Source organism: Serpens gallinarum, assembly GCF_014836765.1.
Classification (GTDB): Bacteria; Pseudomonadota; Gammaproteobacteria; order Pseudomonadales; family Pseudomonadaceae; genus Serpens; species Serpens gallinarum.
In genome coordinates this window covers 188763-208079 of record NZ_JACSQG010000004.1, presented here as the reverse complement: position 1 = coordinate 208079, position 19317 = coordinate 188763, and the positions used below count along the sequence as shown (strand labels likewise).

Below are 19317 nucleotides of genomic sequence, written 5' to 3'. Positions count from 1 at the left end.
GTTAGGCGCGGGCCGCGGCCTGCCGACTAAACATGACAGACCTCTAATAGGCCTCATCAGACCTTTTCAATTGGGCTGCCAGCTGTTCCAGGGACAGCCTGTCCTCATCGAGGGTCAGCGCGGTATCGGCCCGCGCCAGCGCCAGTCGTGCATGTCTGCTGGCTGCAGCCTTGAGGCGCGCATCGCCAAGCCGGCTCAGGCTGGCGAGCGCCTTCTGCAGACGCATGCCAATTTCGATCATTCCCGCCCCGTCGCGGGCAATTGGCGTGAAGAAGTCGTCTAACAGGTCGTTTATCTCCAGGCCCGGCACGTAGATGCGTCCATGAAGCGCATCGGTCGGTGAGGGATCGCAGGGATGATCGGCCAGCAGGGAAAGAACCCTGACTCCGCGCCCGATCACGTCGATGGCGGTCCCCTGATCGTTGAGCGCGGGCGACAGGGCGCGCGAGGCGATCTCTGCCAGCACGGATATCCCGAAACGTGGATCGTGCTCGAACGTGCGCTGCCCGCCGATGCTGAAGGCCTGCCGGATCTGCGGGTCGCAGTCCTCCTCGAGACCGACGACGGAAAGCAGCGGTCGGGTCGGCTCGACGAAGCTTCCCGGCACGGCGTGAAGGTAAAGGGCGCTGCCCCGCGACTCGCTCAGCTCGGTCAGAGCCTGCATATCGATATGCTGGACATAGCCGATGGCATCCGAATGCACCGGGCGGGCGCCGCCGGGGATTTCCTGGTTGGCATTCAGCGGGCTGCAACCGAGATAAGGCTGCTTCAGATGATGCCGCAGAGCCTTGGCCGCTGCCTTCTCCACTCGCTCGGAGGTTTGGCCGACCCGCCCAAGTTCGGTCAAGTGGTCGATCCAGCGCAGCAGCGCATAGAGAATCAGCAGGATCACCAGAATGGTCATCACGAACAGCACGACCCGCCCTTTGCCACCATAGGCGCCCGTGCTCAGGGCGATGATGCTGACCAGGCTGAAGATGAAGGAGCCGATGAAGATGGACAGCGCATTCTGCGCAGTGTTGTCCTCCACGAGTAGAGGAATGGCGCGCGGCGTGACGTTGCTGGTCGCCGAGGCGTAGGCCGAGACCATGGTGGTCAGGGAGAAGGTGGTGACCGCCAACATGCTGGACGCGATGATGCCGAGGATGTTGTCGACCGCATCGGAGCCGATCCTGGCGGGCAGGTCGTCGGGGATGTACTGATCGACGGCCAGGGCCAGCAGGGCGGTTCCCACGCCCAGTGCGGAAAAAAGGCTCGCTCGGAACCAGGGGCGTTTGATTACTCGGCTCAGGATCCATTTCCAGCGTGTCACCATGCGTCGCTCCCGCCGACAGGCTCCGGCCAGGGCCGGTTTGCAGAATGCCTCAGTGAGGTTAGGGGCAGTTGAAGCGTTGCGCGAGAGTGATGAACTGATGAAGTGCGAGCAAACCCGAAATCGAGGTCCCTGCAGCGAAGATCCCGCGCGTTTGCCTGGGTCCGGCGCTGGGTGACTTCTGGTCAGTCCTGAGAAACGCTGCTCACCCCCGTAACTCCTTGGGCACCTGCTCCTTGAGCATCAGTATGCACTGTTGGCTTTCGGGGTCGAAGACGATCAGGGCGCGGCCTTTTTCCAGGGCATGGCGCGCGCGGGCCACGCGGGTCTCCAGCGGGGTTTCATCGCCATTGTCGGTGCCTTCGCGGGTCACGAAATCTTCCAGCAGGCGGGTCAGGGTTTCGGCTTCGAGCAGGTCGTGGGGTATCAGCATGGGGCTCTCCAGAATGCCGCGCCATGCTAGCAGAGCGCATGGCCGACAGAACCCAGAATGCCGCCCCATGGGAGAGGCGGTACGGGCACGGAGGTGACGGTTGGGTTACTGAGTCTTCTCCGGCTTGCAAGTGGTGATCACGCTGTCCACCGCCGGTACACGGGTTTCAGGTTCCATTTGCGCGTCGTGTTCCAGCTGATGACTGAAGGGCTCCAGCGAGTCTTGCGACGGCTTGGCATCGCTGGCAAACACGGGCGGGCTGAGAAGGTAGGCGGTAATCAGGCGGGTCAAGGCGATCAGGCTGTCCCGGTGGGTGCGCTCATAGCCGTGGGTGGCATCGCAGCCGAAGGCGAGCAGAGCGGTGCGCGTGTCGTGGCCGGCGGTGATCGCCGATTGCGCATCGCTGTGGTAGTAGCGGAACAGGTCACGGCGCACCGGAATATCCTGCTGCTCGGCCAGCCGCAGCAGGTGACGGGTCAGGTGATAGTCATAGGGCCCGCCGGAATCCTGCATGGCCACCGTGACGGCCTGTTCGCTCGACGCCTGGCCGTCTGCAACGGGCGCAATATCGATGCCGACGAACTCACTGACATCCCAAGGCAGCGCAGCGGCAGCACCGGAGCCGGTTTCCTCGGTGATGGTGAACAGGGGATGGCAGTCAATGGGCAGCGCCAGGCCGCTGTCGACAATGGCCTTGAGTGCGGTGAGCAGGGCGGCGACGCCGGCCTTGTCGTCCAGATGACGGGCGCTGAGATGACCGCTTTCGCTGAATTCCGGCAAGGGGTCGAAGGCCACCACATCGCCGACATTCACCCCTAGCGCCTGTGCATCGGCGCGACTGTGAATCAGCGCATCGAGGCGCAGCTCAATGTGATCCCAACTGATCGGCAATTGATCCACCTCGGTATTGAAGGCGTGCCCGGATGCCAGCAGGGGCAGCACGCTGCCACGCAGCACGCCGTTGTCAGTAAACACGCTGACCCGGCTGCCCTCGGCGAAGCGGCTTGACCAACAGCCCACCGGGGACAGGCCCAGGCGGCCGTTGTCGTGGATCTCGCGCACGGTGGCGCCAATGGTATCCAGATGAGCGGAAACGGCGCGGTCCGGGCTGTTGCGCTGGCCCTTGAGGGTGGCGCGAATGGTGCCGCGCCGGGTCAGCTCGAAGGGGATGTCCAGCTCTTCCAGGCGTTCGGCCACGTAGCGCACGATGGTGTCGGTAAAGCCCGTCGGGCTGGGAATGGCGAGCATTTCCAGCAGGATCTGGCGCATGTAATTGAGGTCGGGTTCGGGTACTCGATGGGGCATGGAAACTCCGAATTCAGAAGTCACTACGAGTGCTGCGGCTGGCTGAGCGGAAACAGCAGGTCGATAAAGCGTTCGGCGGTGGGCTGCGGTTCATGGTTGGCCAGGCCGGCGCGCTCGTTGGCTTCGATGAACACGTAGTCCGGACGGTCGGCGGCTTGCACCAGCAAGTCCAGGCCCACCACTGGAATATCCAGCGCGCGTGCCGCGCGCACGGCGGCGGCTGCCAGTTCGGGATGCAGCCGAGTCGTGACGTCTTCGAGGCTGCCACCGGTATGCAGGTTGGCGGTACGGCGCACGGTCAGCCGCTCGCCGGCGGGCAGGACGCTCTCGTAGTCGTACCCGGCATCGGCCAGGGTGCGTCGGGTTTCCTCGTCCACGGGAATGCGGCTTTCGCCATGGGTTGCGGCCTGGCGGCGGCGACTCTGGGTTTCGATCAGTTCACCGATGCGGTGCCGACCGTCGCCGATCACCTCGGCGGGGTGGCGGATGGCTGCGGCGACCACCTCAAAACCAATCACCAGGATGCGCAGGTCCTGACCTTCGTGAAAGCTTTCCAACAGGACCCGGCTGTCGAACTGGCGGGCAGCGGCGATCGCCTGTTCGACCTGTTCGGGGCTGCGCAAATCCACCGCCACGCCCTGGCCCTGCTCGCCATCCACCGGTTTGACCACTATGCGACCGTGCTCGGCGAGGAATGCGGCATTGTCTTCGGCGCTGCCGGCCAGTTGCTGAGCGGGCAGGCTCAGGCCGATGCGTTGCAGGCATTGATGGGTCAGCTGTTTGTCCTGGCAGAGTGTCATGCTCACCGCGCTGGTCAGGTCGGACAGCGACTCGCGGCAGCGGATGCGCCGCCCGCCGTGGCTGAGGGTGCACAGGCCGGTCACCGGGTCGTCTACCTGCACGTCAATGCCGCGGCGCAGGGCTTCGTCGACGATGATCTTGGCGTAGGGATTGAGCCCCGCTTGCGGCCCCGGGCCGAGGAAAAGCGGCTGGTTGATGCTGTTGCGGCATTTCACCGCGAAGGTGGGCAGATTGCGAAAACCGAGCTTGGCGTACAACGCCTTGGCCTGTTTGTTGTCGTGCAACACGGACAGGTCCAGGTAGGTCAGGCCGCGCGATTGGTAATGCTCGATCAGATGGCGCACCAACGCTTCGCCAACACCAGGGCGTTGGCACTGGGGGTCTACCGCCAGACACCACAGGCTGCTGCCATGTTCGGGATCGTGGAACGCTTCCTGGTGATTGAGGCCCATCACAGTGCCCAGTGCCTGGCCGCTGTCGCTGTCCTCGGCCAGCCAGTAGACCGGCCCACCTTCAGCGCGCGGGGTGAGCTTTTCCGGGTCGACCTGCAACATGCTGCGCGACAGGTACAGCCGGTTCACCGACTGCCAGTCGGCCGGGCTTTGCACACGACGAATATTGAAACCGCGGAAGGTGCGTCGCGCCGGTCGGTAATCGGAGAACCACAGGCGCAGGGTGTCGGAAGGGTCGAGAAACAACTGTTGCGGGGCATAGGCCAGCACCTGCTGGGGTGCGGCGACGTACAGGGCAATATCGCGTTCGCCCGGCTGCTCGGCGAGCAGTTCCTCGGCGAGGCTGCTGGCATCCGGAAAGGTATGGCCGATCAGCAGGCGCCCCCAGCCACATTGCAGCACCAGCGGCTCGGTGGTTTCATGCTGGCCGTCCACGGCCAGGCGCGCCTGCAGGCGCTCGTAGGACGGTGCCTGGCCGCGGAGGAGTCGCTGACCATAGGCTTGAGATTTTTGCATGACAGATTCCTCATCAGGCCGGCTTTTTTTTATTGGACCGACCAGCACGGTGCGCAGTGGCGCACCGTGATTAATGTAAGACGCTGCAGGCAACCGTCGTGCGGGGTCACGTACAGTGACCCTGCAGGTAACGTAATAAACCGAACGGTTGCCGCCACAGAGATCCCACCTACAGGTTGTGCTCACTCAACCATAGGTTGAGTGCCGCCAGCTGCCAGAGTTTCGAGCCGCGCAGGGGTGTCAGTTGTCCATGCGGGTCGCTGAGCAGGCGATCGAGCATCTGCGGTTCGAACAGGCCGCGATCCTGGCTGGGGTCGAGCAGCAGTTCGCGCACCCAGTCCAGAGTCGCGCCTTGCAAATGCTTGAGGCCGGGCACCGGGAAGTAGCCTTTGGGGCGATCGATGACCTGCGCGGGCAAGACTTGGCGGGCGGCTTCCTTGAGCACGTACTTGCCGCCATCGGGCAGTTTGAAACGTGCCGGAATGCGGGCCGAGAGTTCCGCCACGCGGTAGTCGAGGAAGGGCGTACGCGCCTCCAGGCCCCAGGCCATGGTCATGTTGTCGACGCGCTTGACCGGATCGTCCACCAGCATCACCGTGCTGTCTAGGCGCAATGCCTTGTCCACCGCCGCCTCGGCGCCGGGTTGGGCAAAGTGAGCCTTGACCAGCTCGGTGGAAAAATCCCGACTGACCCAGGCCGGACGCACGGTTTCGGCGTATTCGGCAAAGTCGCGGTCACGAAAGGCGCGCAGGTAAGCGTCCAGCGGGTCGGCCGCCCCATCCACCTGCGGGTACCAGTGATAACCGGCGAACAGTTCGTCGGCACCCTGGCCGCTCTGCACCACCTTGCAGTGCTTGGCGACTTCGCGCGACAGCAGGTAGAAAGCAATGCAGTCGTGACTGACCATCGGCTCGCTCATGGCGCGGAAAGCCGCCGGCAGTTGCTCGAGGATTTCCGCTTCGTGGATGCGCAACTGGTGATGGCGGGTGTGGTACTGCTTGGCGATCAGATCCGAGTACATAAACTCGTCGCCGCGCTCGCCGCCGGCATCGGCAAAGCCGATGGAAAAGGTCGACAGCTGTTCCACACCGGCCTCGCGCAGCAAGGCAACCAACAAACTGGAATCCACCCCGCCGGAGAGCAGCACGCCGACATCCACCGCCGCACGTTGACGAATCGACACGGCATCGCGCAGGCTGTCGAGCACGCGGTCGCGCCAATCGCCGAGGACAAAATCACGCTCCTCCGCACGCGGGCCGTAATCGAGTTGCCACCAGGTCTGCTGCTCGGTGCGCCCATCGGCATCGATACGCATCCAGGTGGCCGGCGGCAGTTTCTCGATGCCGTGCAGCAACGTATGCGGCGCCGGCACCACCGCATGGAAGCTCAGATAATGGTTGAGGGCGATGGGGTTGAGGGTCGTGTCGATATCGCCGCCCTGTAGCAGCGCCGGCAGGCTGGAGGCGAATCGCAGTCGTTCGCCGGTGCGCGACAGATACAGCGGCTTGACGCCTAGGCGGTCGCGGGCCAGAAACAGGCGCTGACGGTCGCGCTCCCAGATGGCGAAGGCGAACATGCCGTTGAGCTTGGGTAGCAGCGCTTCGCCCCAGGCGTGATAGCCCTTGAGCAGAACTTCAGTGTCGCCGCCCGAAAAGAACGCATACCCCAGCTGTTCCAGCTCGGCACGCAGTTCGGGGTAGTTGTAGATGGCGCCGTTGAAAACCATCGCCAGGCCCAGGGCCGGGTCGATCATCGGCTGGCCGGAGGCCTCGTCGAGGTCCATGATCTTCAGCCGGCGATGGCCGAGGGCCAGGGGGCCCTGACTGTGGAAGCCGCACGCATCGGGTCCGCGTGGGGCAAGGTGGTGGGTGATCCGGGCGACTGCTGATAGGTCACTCGGGTGTTGATCGAGACGTAGCTCTCCTGCAATTCCGCACATAGCCTTACCGGTTCTCCGTTGGGGGTTTGTGGCGAGCAAGTTGTTGAAAAAGACGGCGCGGTATTGCAAACGGCCTTTTCAAGAACCTGCGTGAGCGCCTGGTTACCTAAACAAATAGATGCTTTCATGTCAAAGTTGTTTTTGGTTTTCAAGTGCCATTTATCTGGTTTAACGATGATTAAATACTTATGACTGAAACAAATAAGGTCCTTGAAAACAGTTATGCCGTGTCGGTCTTTCGCGCGTTGCGGCGCTTGCAGCAGGCCGGTGAAGTGCATGCCAAACGACTTTCTCGTTATGGCGGACTGACGCCCTTGCAACTGCTAATCCTCCAGGTATTGGCAGTGGAGAAGGAATTGACTGCCAGCCAGCTGGCGCGTTTCGTCAGCTTGTCGCCGGCCAGCTTGTCGGGGGTGCTGGATCGCCTGGAAAGCCGGGGGTTGATCACCCGCCGCCGCGACGAGCAGGATCGCCGCCGCCAATGGCTCTTGCTCGAAGATTCGGGCTACGCCGCGTTGGAAGAAGCCCCCTCGCTGTTACCGGGACACGTCCGACAACGCTTCGCGGCCCTGCCCGAATGGGAGCGCCACGCCTTGCTCGCTGCTTTACTGCGTGCGGCGGAGCTGTTCGAAGCGCCGGAGGATGAGGAGGAGTAGAGGTTAGCGCAGAGCGCCCGTGGTTTTGATCGCTCCTGCGCAACGCATGAGTCTGAAACCAAGCGTAGGGCGGCCTCGCCCGTGGCAGGGCGTTGGGCTGAATGTAGGGATTAGCACGGGCAGCCCGCCGGTGATGTATCAAGCAAGCGGCGGGCTGCCCGAAAATCATCGAGCCAACGAATCGGCACGTGCAGCGGGCGAGGCCGCCCTACGTCGATGCCGAACTACATCGCTACCGCCCGGTGTCAGGGCTGGTGTGCTTCATACGAACCTTTGAGTGGCGCCTTAGCGACGCGCCGTATTCCGCTGGCTTTTCGGCTGTTGATAGAGATCGAGCAGCACTTGATCAAGTACCGCCGAGGCTCCGTAGGGACGCGGATGGTTGAGGATGGCGACCACTGCCCACGTGTTGCCGTTGACGTCACGGCTATAGCCGGCGATGGCGCGCACGTTGTTCAGGGTGCCGGTCTTGATGTGGGCCTTGCCGGCCACGCTGGTGCTGCGCAGGCGTTTGCGCATGGTGCCGTCCATGGCGGCCAGTGGCATCGAGGAAATGAATTCCGCCGCATAGGGACTGCGCCAGGCGTCTTGCAGCAGCTGGGCCATGCCCCGAGCACTGACGCGTTCGGCGCGCGACAGGCCGGAGCCGTTCTCCATCACCAGGTGCGACGACTTGATGCCCTTGCGCGCCAGCCATTGGCGGATCACCCGCTGCGCGGCCATGGCATCGTCGGGGTCGGCCGAGGTGCGGAATTCCGCGCCGAGGCTGAGGAACAGCTGTTTGGCCATGGTGTTGTTGCTGTATTTGTTGATGTCGCGAATGATCTCGGTCAAGGCCGGGGACTGAGCGCGCACCAGCATGCGCGCGTCTTCCGGTACGGCGTCGATCCGGTCATTGCCGAGAATCTGCCCACCCAGTTCCTGCCAGATCGAGCGCACCGCGCCGCCGGCATAGCTGGCATGGTCGAGTACGGACAGGTAGTGCTGGTGATCGCAGCCCTGGGCCAGCTCGCCGCTGACCACCACCGTGACACCGTCTGATTGGCGGATCGGTTTGTAGTGCACCTCCGGCCAGGCCGAACAGGTTTTGCTGGCGGGCAGGGAACGTACCCGGTTGTCGATGCGCACGCTTTCAATTGGCGGCTCAGTGCTGATGTACACCCGGCCAAGCTCGTTGCGTGTGGTGAAGCGCTGGGCGTTGAGGTTGATCAGCAGGGAATCCGGGGCCACGAGAAACGGCCGGGTTTCATCGCCGCCATCATCGTCGAATTCCGGCAGTTGCGGCTGGACGAAATGGCTGCGATCTAGCACCAGGTCGCCAGACACCGTCTGCACGCCATGGGCGCGCAAGTCGCGCAGCAGCAGCCAGAGCTTTTCCATGTTCAGCTTGGGGTCGCCGCCGCCCTTGAGGTACAGGTTTCCGTTGAGCACGCCCTCACGGATCGGCCCGTCTGCATAAAACTCCGTTTGCCATTGGTGGGCCGGGCCAAGCAGCTCCAGCGCCGCATAGGTGGTCACCAGTTTCATGGTGGAGGCCGGATTGACCGAGACATCGGCATTATAAGTTGTCGCCTGACCGGGGCCGTTCAGAGGAATGGCCGCCAGCGACAGTGCATGGGATTCCAACTTATGGTGCTTGAGCGCCTTTTGTACGGTACGCGGCAGGGCATCGCCTGCGGCTGTCGAGGGAGCGCACAGCGGCAGTCCTAGAAACAACAGCACACCGCTGAGCGTCAGTGGACGCAGCAGGTTATTCATCGTTGTGTGTCCCTTGGGCAGGGAAAAGAAGAGGGCGGCCTCTCCTTGGCCCGTTATGGGTTGGTCAGCAGTATGGCTACAAAGTTTGAGGTGCGAGGTGCCGCTCGACGGTTGGTTGGCGGACAAGAGAGGCGGGCGGTGCGAGAGCGAAGCTGGTAAAGTGCCGCGCAACATTTATCTGAGGAATACCCATGGCTACTAATCGTTCCCGCCGCCTGCGCAAAAAGCTCTGTGTCGACGAATTCCAGGAACTGGGTTTTGAAATCACCCTGACCTACAAGGAAAACCTCGCTGACGACCAACTGAACGACTTCCTCGACGCCTTCTTGGTCGAAGCCGTCGATTCCAATGGTCTGGGTTATGTCGGTGGTGAAGACTACGGTTTCGTCTGCCTCGGCAAGCGTGGCTCGGTCAGCGCCGAACAGCGCGCACAGGTCGAAGCCTGGCTCAAGGGCCGCGACGAACTGGCTGAGTTCACCGTCAGCCCGCTGATGGACGTCTGGTATCCGGAAAACCCGGTGAACAACCCGGCGTAATCGCGCTCGGGGCGGGTGCAATGCCCGCCCTGTATCACTCCAGGTTTCTTTCCTCCACTGATTCCCCTTTCTGACACGGCATCAAGCAGCGCTTGTTGGAAATTAGTTCGCATGTTAAATAAAAGGTTCACATGTGAATCAACTTGCGAGCGCGCCCATGACAACAACAATTCATCCGATCCGCTGTGCCGACGGCTTTACCTTGCAAGCCACCCTGCACGCCAGTCAGTCAGCCGCCAAGGGACTGGTCTTGCTCAACCCCGCCACTGCCGTCACCGAACGCCTGTACGCCCCGTTTGCTCGCCATCTCGCCGCCCAGGGTTTCCATGCTGTCACCTACAACTACCGAGGCATGCAGCAAGACGCTGCGGCCAAAAACGTGCAGGCCGGTTTCAGCACCTGGGCGGATCAGGATGTCGAGGCGGTGACCCGCTGGGCCGCTGAGCAACATCCAACCCTGCCGCTGTTGGCGGTGGGTCATAGCTTTGGCGGGCACGCCATCGGCCTTTGCGAGAGCAGCAAACTGTTGAAAGGGGCGGTGATGATCACCGCCCACGCGGGCTGCCTGCGCTTTGTATCACCGCTCGGCGAACGACTCCGGGTCACCGCGATGCTCAAGGCCATCGGCCCGCTGTGCGCGCGCACCCTGGGTTATGTGCCCGGCAAAAAACTTGGTATCGGCGAGGACCTGCCGGGTCAGGTGATGCTGGAATGGAGTCGCTGGACGTCGTTGCCGCGCTATTTCTTCGATGACCCGCGCATGAACGCCGTCGAACGTTTCAGCCGTCCGCGCATGCCGGTGTTGTCGATTGGCTTTAATGACGATCCCTGGGCCCCCAGCGAAGCGGTCGATCTGGTCAGCGGTCATTTGACCGGCTGTGCAGTGGAGCGCCGGCAATACGGCCCCGAACATAGCCGTAATCAGGCCATCGGTCATATGGGCTTTTTTCGCGACCGGCATGCCGACACCCTGTGGCCGGAAGTCACCGCCTGGCTGCACCACCATGCACAGAGCGCTGCCGTATGAGCCACGATCGTCGTTACATATTTCTGCTCAACCTGGCCCAGAAACGCTTGCAGCGGCATATCGAACAGCAGACCGAAAACCGTGCCGGCATCAGCGCCGTGCAAGCCGGCGCGCTGTTCATCCTGCAGAAACAGGACGGTGCACTGAGTGGCGAACTGGCCGCCGCGCTGGACATCGCCCCCTCGGCGATGACTGGCCTGGCCGACCGCATGGTGCGCGCGGGATTGATTGAACGGCGTACCGACACCCTCGACCGCCGTATTAACCGCCTGTGGCTGACCGACAACGGCCGCGCAGCCGCCACCCGCGCTCTGGCGGAACTGGCACCGCTGAACAAGGCCCTGAGCGAGGGGTTCAGCGAGGAAGAAATGGCCGTGATCTCGCGCTGGCTGGGGGCGGTGCAGCAGCGTTTTCAGCCTTAGAAGGCAGGGCTTGCCTGGCATGCATTCGGATACAAAGTCGGCCCATGTAACTATTTGATTCTAAAAAGATTGCTATATGCTTGACGGCAATAAGGCGGCCAGCGAGGCCGGCCTGTTTCCGTGCATCAGCATGGAAGGTTATCCATCCGAGGAGAGTACGTTGAAAAACCTGAAATTCCCGAGCCTGGTTCTGGCTGGTTTGCTGGTGGGCGGCCTGGTGCCGGTTGAAGACGCTGAAGCGCGTGCCAAGCGTTCCAGCTCCAGCAAAATGATGAAAGCACCCGCCAAAGCCCCGGCCAAGGCACCCGCCGGCCGCTACGGTTCTTCCCCCAACGCACAAAACGCCGCGCCGGCTGCTGCACGTCCTGCCGCACCTGCCCAGGCCGCTGCGCCTGCTGCACCCGCTGCTGCTCCGGCAGCCGGTGGCAGCATGATGGGCGGTGTAATGGGTGGCGTGGTCGGCGGCATGGTCGGCGGCGCGGTGATCAACAGCCTCTTTGCTGATGATGCGGTTGCCGATGAGGCTGTGGTGGAAGAGGGTGCTGCTCAGTAAGCCTTTCCAACGTGTGAAAAAGCCCGTGAGCGCTTTGGCGTTCACGGGCTTTTTACCTTTTGGACTGAGGTGGCTGCCTGTCGAGTTTAATCCAGCGTTTGCACGCCTCCGCCGTTGACGAACAACACCTGTCCGCTGACCCATTGCGATACAGGGGCAGCAAAGTAGAGAACAGCCCCCGCAATGTCTTCGGGTTCACCCAGGCGCTTGATCGGAGTATGTGCGAGCATGCGGGTTTCGATTTCCGGGGTGAGCACGGTAGCTAGTGCCCCCGTTCTGACTGCGCCGGGGCCAACCGCGTTGATGCGAATTTCCGGGCCGTAGTCATGAGCCAGATTCGCTGTCATGTGATTGATGGCGGCTTTGGAGGCGGCGTAGGCACTGATGGCGGGACTTTTGTTGATCGAGCTCATCGACGACATAGTGATGATTGAGCCATAGCCGGCCTTTTTCATGTGCGGTGCGCACAGTTGCGCCAGGCGCCAGGCACTGAACACGTTGAGTTGAAATGGCCGTTCGAATTGTTCCAGAGAGATGTCGAACGGACTTTCTTTGCCTGCGCCGCCGCCGCCGGCGTTGTTGACGAGAATGTGAAGCCCGCCGTATTCGACGACCGTGCGTTGCACCAGCGCGACTAAATCTTCGTCATGCAGCACGTTGCCATCGCCAAGGCTTCACCGCCGCGGGCTGTAATCTCTTCGGCAACGTTTTGCGCGTCCGCGGCCCTCAAGTCGGCGATGACCACGGTGGCCCCGTAATCAGCCAGCATCCGGCAGCAAGCGGCGCCGATGCCATTGCCACCACCGGTGACGATGGCGACTTTGCCGTTCAAGTCGAAAAGGGCTGTGGGATTCATGGGGTTTCATTCCTTTTGATTAAATACTGTGCAACCGCTTCATAGGCGGGCAACGATGTTGGATCGTTGGCACTGTTGGTGGCGACGGGGTGCGAGGCGAAACGCACAATGACCATTTCGGCCTTGGGATCAATGTAGATGGCTTGTCCATGCACACCTCGCGCGGTAAAAGCGCCATGCGCGTTGCCGGTATGCCACCACATATCCCGATAAGACCAATTGGACAGTGCTGAATGTCCCGACTTTGCAAACGCAGCTTTGCTGCCGCCGGCGGCAATACCTTCGAGAGCGCGGACAGGCAAAACATGTTCGCCTTGCCAGCCCCCTTTGTTGCGAATCAACTCGCCAAAGCGGGCCATGTCGCGCAATCCGGCGTTGAAGCCGCCGCCGGCGAAGGGCGTACCGAGTTCGTCCACTGAATAGTAACTGTCTTGTTCCATGCCGATTTTGCTCCACACGCGCTCGGCCAGCAGTTCGTCCACCGATTGGCCGCTGGCGCGGGCGATGAGCCAGCCCAAGGCGTCAGCATTTGGGGTTTTGTAGCCGAAGGCTTCGCCGTGGGTATCTGCCTTTTTTATCGTTTGCAGCGCGGCGTAATAGCCGATCGGCCCGCTATAAGCCTTGGGCTTGGGCAGTGGGTTGCCCGCCGCTGAGAACGCCCAGATTTCTGCGTTGGGGTTCGCATAGTCTTCGCTGAATTGCAGCGCGGTGGTCATGTCCAGCACCTGCCGCACGGTGGCGTCGGCAAACGCGGAGCCTTTGAGTTCGGGAATGTACTCGGTGACCAGGCGGTTTTCATCCAGCGTGCCTTCGGCGACCAGGACGGCACCCAGTGTGCCGGTGAGTGACTTTGTCACTGACATCGCGGCGTGTGCTTTGTCGGGCGTTAGCGCGCCAAAGTAACGTTCGTAAACGATGTGGCCGCGGTGCAGGATCAGAATGCCATCGGTGTAGTTCTGCCACAGCGATTCTTCCCACGTCATGTCTTTAGCGGCATTCAGTGGGCGGAAGGTGATCGCGTCGATGCGAGGGTCGAGACGCTGAGGCAACTGGACCGGCGCGCCCAGCCCGCGTGACACATTGACGGTGGGCATGAATTCACGCATGTGAACCACACTCCAGCGTAGGGCCGGAAACTCGAAAAACGTACCCTCGGCAAAGCTTAAGCGCTTGTCCTGGGGGGGGCGGGAAACCCTGCATCCAACCCATTTTGATCGGATCGCTTTCTTGCGCTGACGGAAACATGCTTTGGGTTTGAGCAGACCCCTGTGGCGAAAAGAAACTCATGCCTGAAAAAACAAATAAGCAAACAATAAAACCGCGATGGCGCTGCTTGATATTGCTTCGCATAAGGAGGTCCTCGGCAAGTCGTGAGTCAAAACGTAGCGCTGAATCGCCTCTATCTCGTAGACGCCTCAAAGCCTTTGGGTCCACGTCTGCGCGAGGACGACGGGAGTTACTCGTCATTCCCGCGCAGGGGGAATTGCCTGATTAATCAATACAGGCTGTCAGCCATCCGCCCCACACGCTGCCCTCCGCAACACCCCCTCCACATCCACCTCATCAATCTGCTCTTCCTGCAAATACCGCTTGGCATAGCGCCAGGGCACGTCGCTGCGTACGAACAGTTCGAACAACTCCGGATCGATGTGCTGGTTGTGGCACATGGTGGCCATCAGGCCGAGGGCTTCGCTGAGGGTCTTGCCGCGCTTATAAGGGCGGTCGACGGCGGTGAGGGCTTCGAAGATGTCGGCGATGGCCATCATGCGCGCCGGTAGGCTCATCTGTGCGGCAGTCAGGCGACGGGGGTAGCCGCTGCCATCCATGCGTTCGTGGTGGCTGCCGGCCATGTTCGGTACGTCGCGCAGGTGGGCGGGGAAGGGCAGCTGTTCGAGCATGATGATGGTTTGCACGATGTGGTGATTGATGATGTAGCGGTCCTCATCGGTCAGGGTGCCGTGGCGCACGGAGAGGTTGTGCAGTTCGCCGCGGTTGAATTTGTACTGTGGCACCTGCATGTGAAAGCCCCAGGGGTTGTCGGGCTCCAGACGTTCCTGGGCGGGCCAGTCGATACAGTGCTCGGGGCGATCGGCGAGGAGTTTTTCTTCCACCGGAAGGGGAAGGGCGGGATGTTGCGCTTTGCGCTGGGCTTCTTCCCAGGACAGCCCCAGGCGGTCGTCGAGGGTGCGCAACCAGCGGCGTTCAGCAATGCGCTGCAGGCGTTGCAGGTCGACATCGGCCATATTTTCACCGCCCAAGTTGCACTGGGCGACGAAGGCGAAATCATCGTCCAGTTCGTTGAGCAGGCGGTCGCGTTTGGTGGCCAGTGCGGCGTCGTCCGCGCCGGCGGCGCGGGCCTGCCAGTAGTAGATCCAGACGTCGCGTTTGAGCACTTCAAAGCGCGTGCGGATTTCATGGATGCGGTCGTAGATCGTTTCCAGCTTGGTGGCTTTGTCGACCACATATTCGGGCGTGGTGACCTTGCCGCAGTCGTGCATCCAGGCGGCAATGTGCAGGGTTTCCCAGTCGTCGGCATTGGGACGGTAGTTGGCGAATGCCGGTGCGTTGCTGGCGGCGGCGGTTTTGGCGAGCATCATGGCCAGTTCCGGCACGCGCTGGCAGTGCCCGCCGGTGTAGGGACTTTTCGCATCGATGGCGCCGGCAATGACCTGAATGAAGGCGTCCAGCAGTTGCTTTTGTTTATTCAGCAGACGCTGGCTTTCGATGCTCAGGGCGGCGGCGCCGGAGACGGCTTCGACGAAGGCGATGCGTTCCGGTTGCAACAGGCTCGGATCCTCGTCTTGGGCGCTACTGTGCCGGTTGGCCAACAGCAGCACGCCGATGGTATCGCCCTGGCGGTTATGCAGCCCGCAGGTAAGCAGGTGGGCTTGCCGGCACTGGAGCGTATCCAGCAGTACGCGCAAGTCTTCGGCCTGTTCGTAGCCCAGGGCCAGTACCATGCTTTCGCCGCCCTCAGCTGGCTGGCGCAGCCACACCGGCGCGCTGGCGCTGTCGGCATAGCGGGTCAGGCGGTGGGTTTCCAGGCAGGAGTCGGCATCGATGCCTTCGCAGATCCAGCCGTGGGGTTCCAGCCGTCCGCTGTCGGCATCGCGCAGGTACAGCAGGCCGGCGTCGGCCTGGGCGATGCCTACGGTCTCGCGCAGCACGCGTTCAAGCAGTTCGTCGTAGCGGGTTTCGGCGGCCAGCGAGGCATTGATTTCCAGGAAGCTGGCCAGGCTGGTTTTCATGCGCTGCATGACCAGCGCCAGCTGATCGACCTCGAGTACCAGTGAGCGCCCCGTACCGGGATGGCTGAAATCGAAGCGGCCGATGGCTTCGGCATTGCGTGCCAGATCGCGCAGCGGCTTGACCACCAGCCGCGAAGCCAGCCAACCCAGCGGCAGGCAAAGCAGCAGCACGCCGAGGGTGATCAGCGCGCCCTGCCAGCGGATGCGCAAAGCATCGGCGAGCAGTTCATCTTCAGGTACCAGAATCGCCAGATTCAGCCCCTTGGGACCACCTTCGTACAAATGACTGCGGGAGACGAGCCAGTTGCGCCCCGCTAGATGCAGGCGGCCCTGGAGCAGGTCGGGCATGTCCAGCAAGGCCGCCAGGCCAGGGCTGAGTTCGCGTGCCTGGATCAGTTCGTTGGCGTCGTTACCCACCACGAGACGCTCGCTCAGCGGATAGGCCACGGCGCGGCCCTGGCTGTCGAACAGCACCAGTTGGGTATCCGGGGTGACGTTGTGACGGGCCAGCGTGGCGGACAGATTGGCCAATGTAAGGTCGGCGGCCAGCACCGGGCCCATGCCGATGCGCCGGGCGAGGGTGGTGCCGACTTGGCGGCTGGAATAAAACACATAGGGTTCGGTGGTGATCTGGTCATCGCTTTCTCCCGCGCTGGCGTACCATTCGCGTAGCCGGGGATCGTAGGGCTCCACGGCTTGTGGCACCTGACTGATCAGCTGCATGTGGCTATCGAAAAACTGATGAAGGGAATGTTGCTCGCCATTGCGACGCTCGATGGACCACACCTGATAGGTGGCTTGCGCTGGCGCATTGAGGAGAGCCTTCAAGTGCGCGTGTCGCAGGGGGCGGACCATGAAAAAATCGCCGTCCGGGTAGCCCAGGTAAAGCGAGTCCAGCTGCGGGTTGTCGCGCAAGGCCTGGATGAAGGGTTCGAACAGCGCCATACGCTGTGGCAGGCTGTCACTTTGTGCGGCGGGTGCGAGGGCGAGCAGGTTGAGCAAGTGGCGAATCGGCGTGAACGTCTGTTGAAGGTCCTGCTCTACGGCAAGCTGGATCTGCTGGGACAGCTTGGCGCTGCTGTCATAAATAATCTGGCTGGTTTGCCGGTAATGAAAAAAACCGAGAATCAGTGCGCTGATCAGTAGCAGGGCGCCAATCAGCAGGGCGATGTGAACATGCAGGGGCAGGCGTCGGGCGTAGCTACGAGCCGAGTGGAACATGCAGAACTCCTGTGGCAGCCATCTTCCAATGAGGCCCAGAGGGCTTGCTTCTCAGCTTAGCGATAGGGCCTCAGGTCTGCCTGCGCAGGCGGGTGGTCAGGCTGGCTGAAAGACCGCCTAGGCCATTGGCAATGCTCAGGGAGCAGCCGCAGCGTTGCGCGATGGCCTGTACGATGGCCAGCCCCAGTCCGCTACTGCCGCCCTGGCCGTGTCGCCAGAAACGCTGGGTGAGATGTTGCATGTGCTCATCGGCGATGCCGGGGCCATGGTCACGCACGGTAAAATCGACAGTGTCGTCGATGTGTTCTACCTGCAGTTCGACGGATGTGCCTGGCGCGGTATGGCGCACCGCGTTCTCCAGCAGGTTGCGCAGTGCGGTGATGGCCAGAGAAGGCGGCATGTCCAGCGGGGCGGGCGACAGGTCTTCGCCCAGGTGCAGGATGATGGGCGTGTCATGGGACGTGCTGACATCCTCGATGGCCAACCGGGCAATGTCCGCAGCGTTGCACCGCAGACCATCGTCGAACGGTACGTCGCCGTCCAGGCGCGCGAGCAGCAGCAGTTGTTCCAGGGTGCATTGCAGGCGGTTGGCACCTTCTTCGGCGTGGGCCAGCGCCTGGGCGGCGGTGGCGCCTTCGGTCATGCGCGCCACCTGCAGGTGAGTCTTGATCGCGGTCAACGGGCTGCGCAGTTCGTGGGCGGCGTTGTCGGTCAGGCTGCGTTCGCGTTCAACGGCCTCGGCAATGCGTCGTAAGAGCTGATTTTGCGAGGCCACCAGCGGTCGCAGTTCGCTCGGTAGCGCCGGCACCTGCAGGGGTTGCAGGTCGTCGGCACCGCGCTGAGTCAGCGCATCGCGGATGCGTTGCAGCGGCGCCAGGCCATGGGCAATGCCGAGCCAGAGAATCATCAGGCTGCCCAGCAAGGCCAACCCGACCGGCACGGCGGCGCTCAGCCAGATCGAGTGTTCGATGACAGTGCGCTCATCGATGCGGTCGGCGGTGGTGATGCGCAGGTCGTCCTGGATCAGCGTGAAGCTGCGCCAGGGAATACCTTCGATGACCTGGGTGCGGAAGCCTTTGCCGCCGGCATCCAGTTGGCGATCCGGGGTGGAATGGCTGCGCGAGAGAATTTCGCCGCGCAGTGAGCTGACCTGGCAGGTCAGCCCGTTGGGAATACCCAGCTGTTCGGCGCTCAGGCGGCGTTCGTGCATCTCGTTGCGCACCGGTTGCGGCACCTGGGCGATCAGCCCGGCGACCATGCGTGCGGAAGAGGCCAGGCGCTGGTCGAGCGACCGCATCATCTCATCGCGCAGGTCATAGAGCATCCAGGCTGCCGCCAGTGACCAGAGCAGTAGAAAGGCCGTGCCAAGGATCAGCGACAGACGCAGGCGCAGGCTCATGGCTCGGCAGTCGCGCGCACGGGCATGGAGTCGCCGACGGGGCCGAGGCGGTAACCCAGGCCACGCACGGTTTCGACGATGCTGGGGCCCAGCTTGCGACGAAGGTGGTGGATGTGCACGTTGAGGGCGTTACTTTCCACATCGTCGCTGAAGCCGTAGACCGCATCCTTCAATTGCGCGCTGCTCAGCACGCGATCACGGTTGTTCAGCAGGGTTTGCAACAAGGCTTGTTCGCGGCGTGACAGGTCCACCGGCACGCCATCGAGGAAGGCTTGGCAACCGCTCGGGTCGTAGCGCAGGCGACCATGCTCGATCAGGTTCACGCAGCGTCCGGCGGCACGCCGCAGCAGGCTGTGCAGGCGCGCGGCCAGTTCGCGTAGGTCGAAGGGTTTGAGCAGGTAATCGTCGGCGCCGGCTTGCAAGCCGGCAACCCGCTCGGCCACTGCGTCACGGGCGCTAAGAATCAGTACCGGCAGGTTCAAGCCCTGGCGGCGCAAACGCTGCAGCAGGGCAAGGCCGTCTTCATCAGGCAGGCCGAGGTCAAGGATCAGCACATCGAAACAGGCGGCGTGCAGCATAGCCTCGGCCTGCGCAGCGGTGGTGGCATGGTCGACGGTCAGCCCTTGGGCGTTCAGCCCGGCGACGATGCCGTGGGCGATCAGGGTGTCGTCTTCGGTGAGTAAGACATGCATGCGCATTCTCACGGCAAGAAAAGAGAGGTTGGCATTATGCCCAGCTGGTCATCACTTGGCTGCCGTAGGCGGTGTCGAGGCATTCAGAAAGGGAGTGGCGGCGCCCGTAGCGCCTAACGCTCTCGCTTTACGGGAGAGTGCTTTCAGAGTTTCCCTTAATGCTCCGTTAATTCTGCCCCAGCAACATACCC

The 19317-nt window shown here is 62.4% G+C and carries 15 protein-coding genes and 1 pseudogene; 5 read left to right on the top strand and 11 right to left on the bottom strand.

The window, feature by feature from the left end; genetic code table 11:
• Positions 1-43: 43 nt before the first annotated feature.
• From H9642_RS10255 to H9642_RS10235, 5 genes are all read right to left on the bottom strand, one after another.
• The gene (locus H9642_RS10255; RefSeq protein ID WP_251836344.1) at positions 44-1315 is read right to left on the bottom strand and encodes a DUF2254 domain-containing protein; all 1272 of its coding nucleotides are present in this window, start codon (positions 1313-1315) and stop codon (positions 44-46) included.
• A 202-nt stretch (positions 1316-1517) separates the two neighbouring features.
• Positions 1518-1745, bottom strand: coding sequence for a YheU family protein (locus H9642_RS10250; RefSeq protein WP_251836343.1), 228 nt, complete (start codon positions 1743-1745; stop codon positions 1518-1520).
• Positions 1746-1850: 105 nt separating this feature from the next.
• Entirely contained in the window at positions 1851-3050 is a 1200-nt protein-coding gene (locus H9642_RS10245) for an osmoprotectant NAGGN system M42 family peptidase (RefSeq protein WP_251836342.1), read from the bottom strand.
• A gap of 23 nt (positions 3051-3073) precedes the next feature.
• Positions 3074-4819 carry an N-acetylglutaminylglutamine synthetase gene (gene ngg / locus H9642_RS10240; RefSeq protein ID WP_251836341.1) on the bottom strand — a complete coding sequence of 582 codons (1746 nt, stop codon included), beginning with the start codon at positions 4817-4819 and terminating at the stop codon, positions 3074-3076.
• Between the two features lie 169 nt (positions 4820-4988).
• Positions 4989-6758, bottom strand: a complete 1770-nt coding sequence (locus H9642_RS10235) for an N-acetylglutaminylglutamine amidotransferase (protein WP_251836340.1) — start codon at positions 6756-6758, stop codon at positions 4989-4991.
• Between the two features lie 188 nt (positions 6759-6946).
• On the opposite strand from H9642_RS10235, the gene H9642_RS10230 reads away from it, so the two are divergent.
• Positions 6947-7414 (top strand): MarR family winged helix-turn-helix transcriptional regulator, encoded by a 468-nt coding sequence (locus H9642_RS10230; RefSeq protein WP_251836339.1) that lies wholly within the window; start codon positions 6947-6949, stop codon positions 7412-7414.
• Between the two features lie 285 nt (positions 7415-7699).
• Here H9642_RS10230 and dacB read toward each other — a convergent pair whose 3' ends face one another.
• Positions 7700-9172, bottom strand: a complete 1473-nt coding sequence (gene dacB, locus H9642_RS10225; RefSeq protein WP_251836338.1) for a D-alanyl-D-alanine carboxypeptidase/D-alanyl-D-alanine endopeptidase — start codon at positions 9170-9172, stop codon at positions 7700-7702.
• Positions 9173-9363: 191 nt separating this feature from the next.
• Here dacB and H9642_RS10220 point away from each other — a divergent pair, with 191 nt between their 5' ends.
• From H9642_RS10220 to H9642_RS10205, 4 genes are all read left to right on the top strand, one after another.
• Positions 9364-9708 carry a YggL 50S ribosome-binding family protein gene (locus H9642_RS10220; RefSeq protein ID WP_251836337.1) on the top strand — a complete coding sequence of 115 codons (345 nt, stop codon included), beginning with the start codon at positions 9364-9366 and terminating at the stop codon, positions 9706-9708.
• A 157-nt stretch (positions 9709-9865) separates the two neighbouring features.
• Positions 9866-10735, top strand: coding sequence for an alpha/beta hydrolase family protein (locus tag H9642_RS10215; protein ID WP_251836336.1), 870 nt, complete (start codon positions 9866-9868; stop codon positions 10733-10735).
• Positions 10732-11157 (top strand): MarR family winged helix-turn-helix transcriptional regulator, encoded by a 426-nt coding sequence (locus H9642_RS10210; RefSeq protein WP_251836335.1) that lies wholly within the window; start codon positions 10732-10734, stop codon positions 11155-11157. The genes H9642_RS10215 and H9642_RS10210 overlap by 4 nt, the downstream gene beginning before the upstream one ends.
• Before the next feature lie 76 nt (positions 11158-11233).
• On the top strand, positions 11234-11710 hold the full coding sequence (locus H9642_RS10205; protein WP_251836334.1) for a hypothetical protein: 477 nt from the start codon (positions 11234-11236) through the stop codon (positions 11708-11710).
• 86 nt (positions 11711-11796) lie between these two features.
• Here H9642_RS10205 and H9642_RS10200 read toward each other — a convergent pair.
• The 5 genes and pseudogenes from H9642_RS10200 to H9642_RS10180 all read right to left on the bottom strand — a co-directional run bounded on the left by H9642_RS10200 (position 11797) and on the right by H9642_RS10180 (position 19126).
• A pseudogene (locus H9642_RS10200) lies at positions 11797-12479 on the bottom strand (SDR family oxidoreductase).
• An 83-nt stretch (positions 12480-12562) separates the two neighbouring features.
• The gene (locus H9642_RS10195; protein ID WP_350027861.1) at positions 12563-13672 is read right to left on the bottom strand and encodes a serine hydrolase domain-containing protein; all 1110 of its coding nucleotides are present in this window, start codon (positions 13670-13672) and stop codon (positions 12563-12565) included.
• Between the two features lie 402 nt (positions 13673-14074).
• Positions 14075-17035 (bottom strand): HD domain-containing phosphohydrolase, encoded by a 2961-nt coding sequence (locus H9642_RS10190; protein ID WP_251836333.1) that lies wholly within the window; start codon positions 17033-17035, stop codon positions 14075-14077.
• A gap of 70 nt (positions 17036-17105) precedes the next feature.
• On the bottom strand, positions 17106-18434 hold the full coding sequence (locus H9642_RS10185; protein ID WP_251836332.1) for an ATP-binding protein: 1329 nt from the start codon (positions 18432-18434) through the stop codon (positions 17106-17108).
• The gene (locus tag H9642_RS10180) at positions 18431-19126 is read right to left on the bottom strand and encodes a response regulator (protein WP_251836331.1); all 696 of its coding nucleotides are present in this window, start codon (positions 19124-19126) and stop codon (positions 18431-18433) included. Before H9642_RS10180 ends, H9642_RS10185 begins: the two co-directional genes overlap by 4 nt.
• Positions 19127-19317 lie beyond the last annotated feature (191 nt).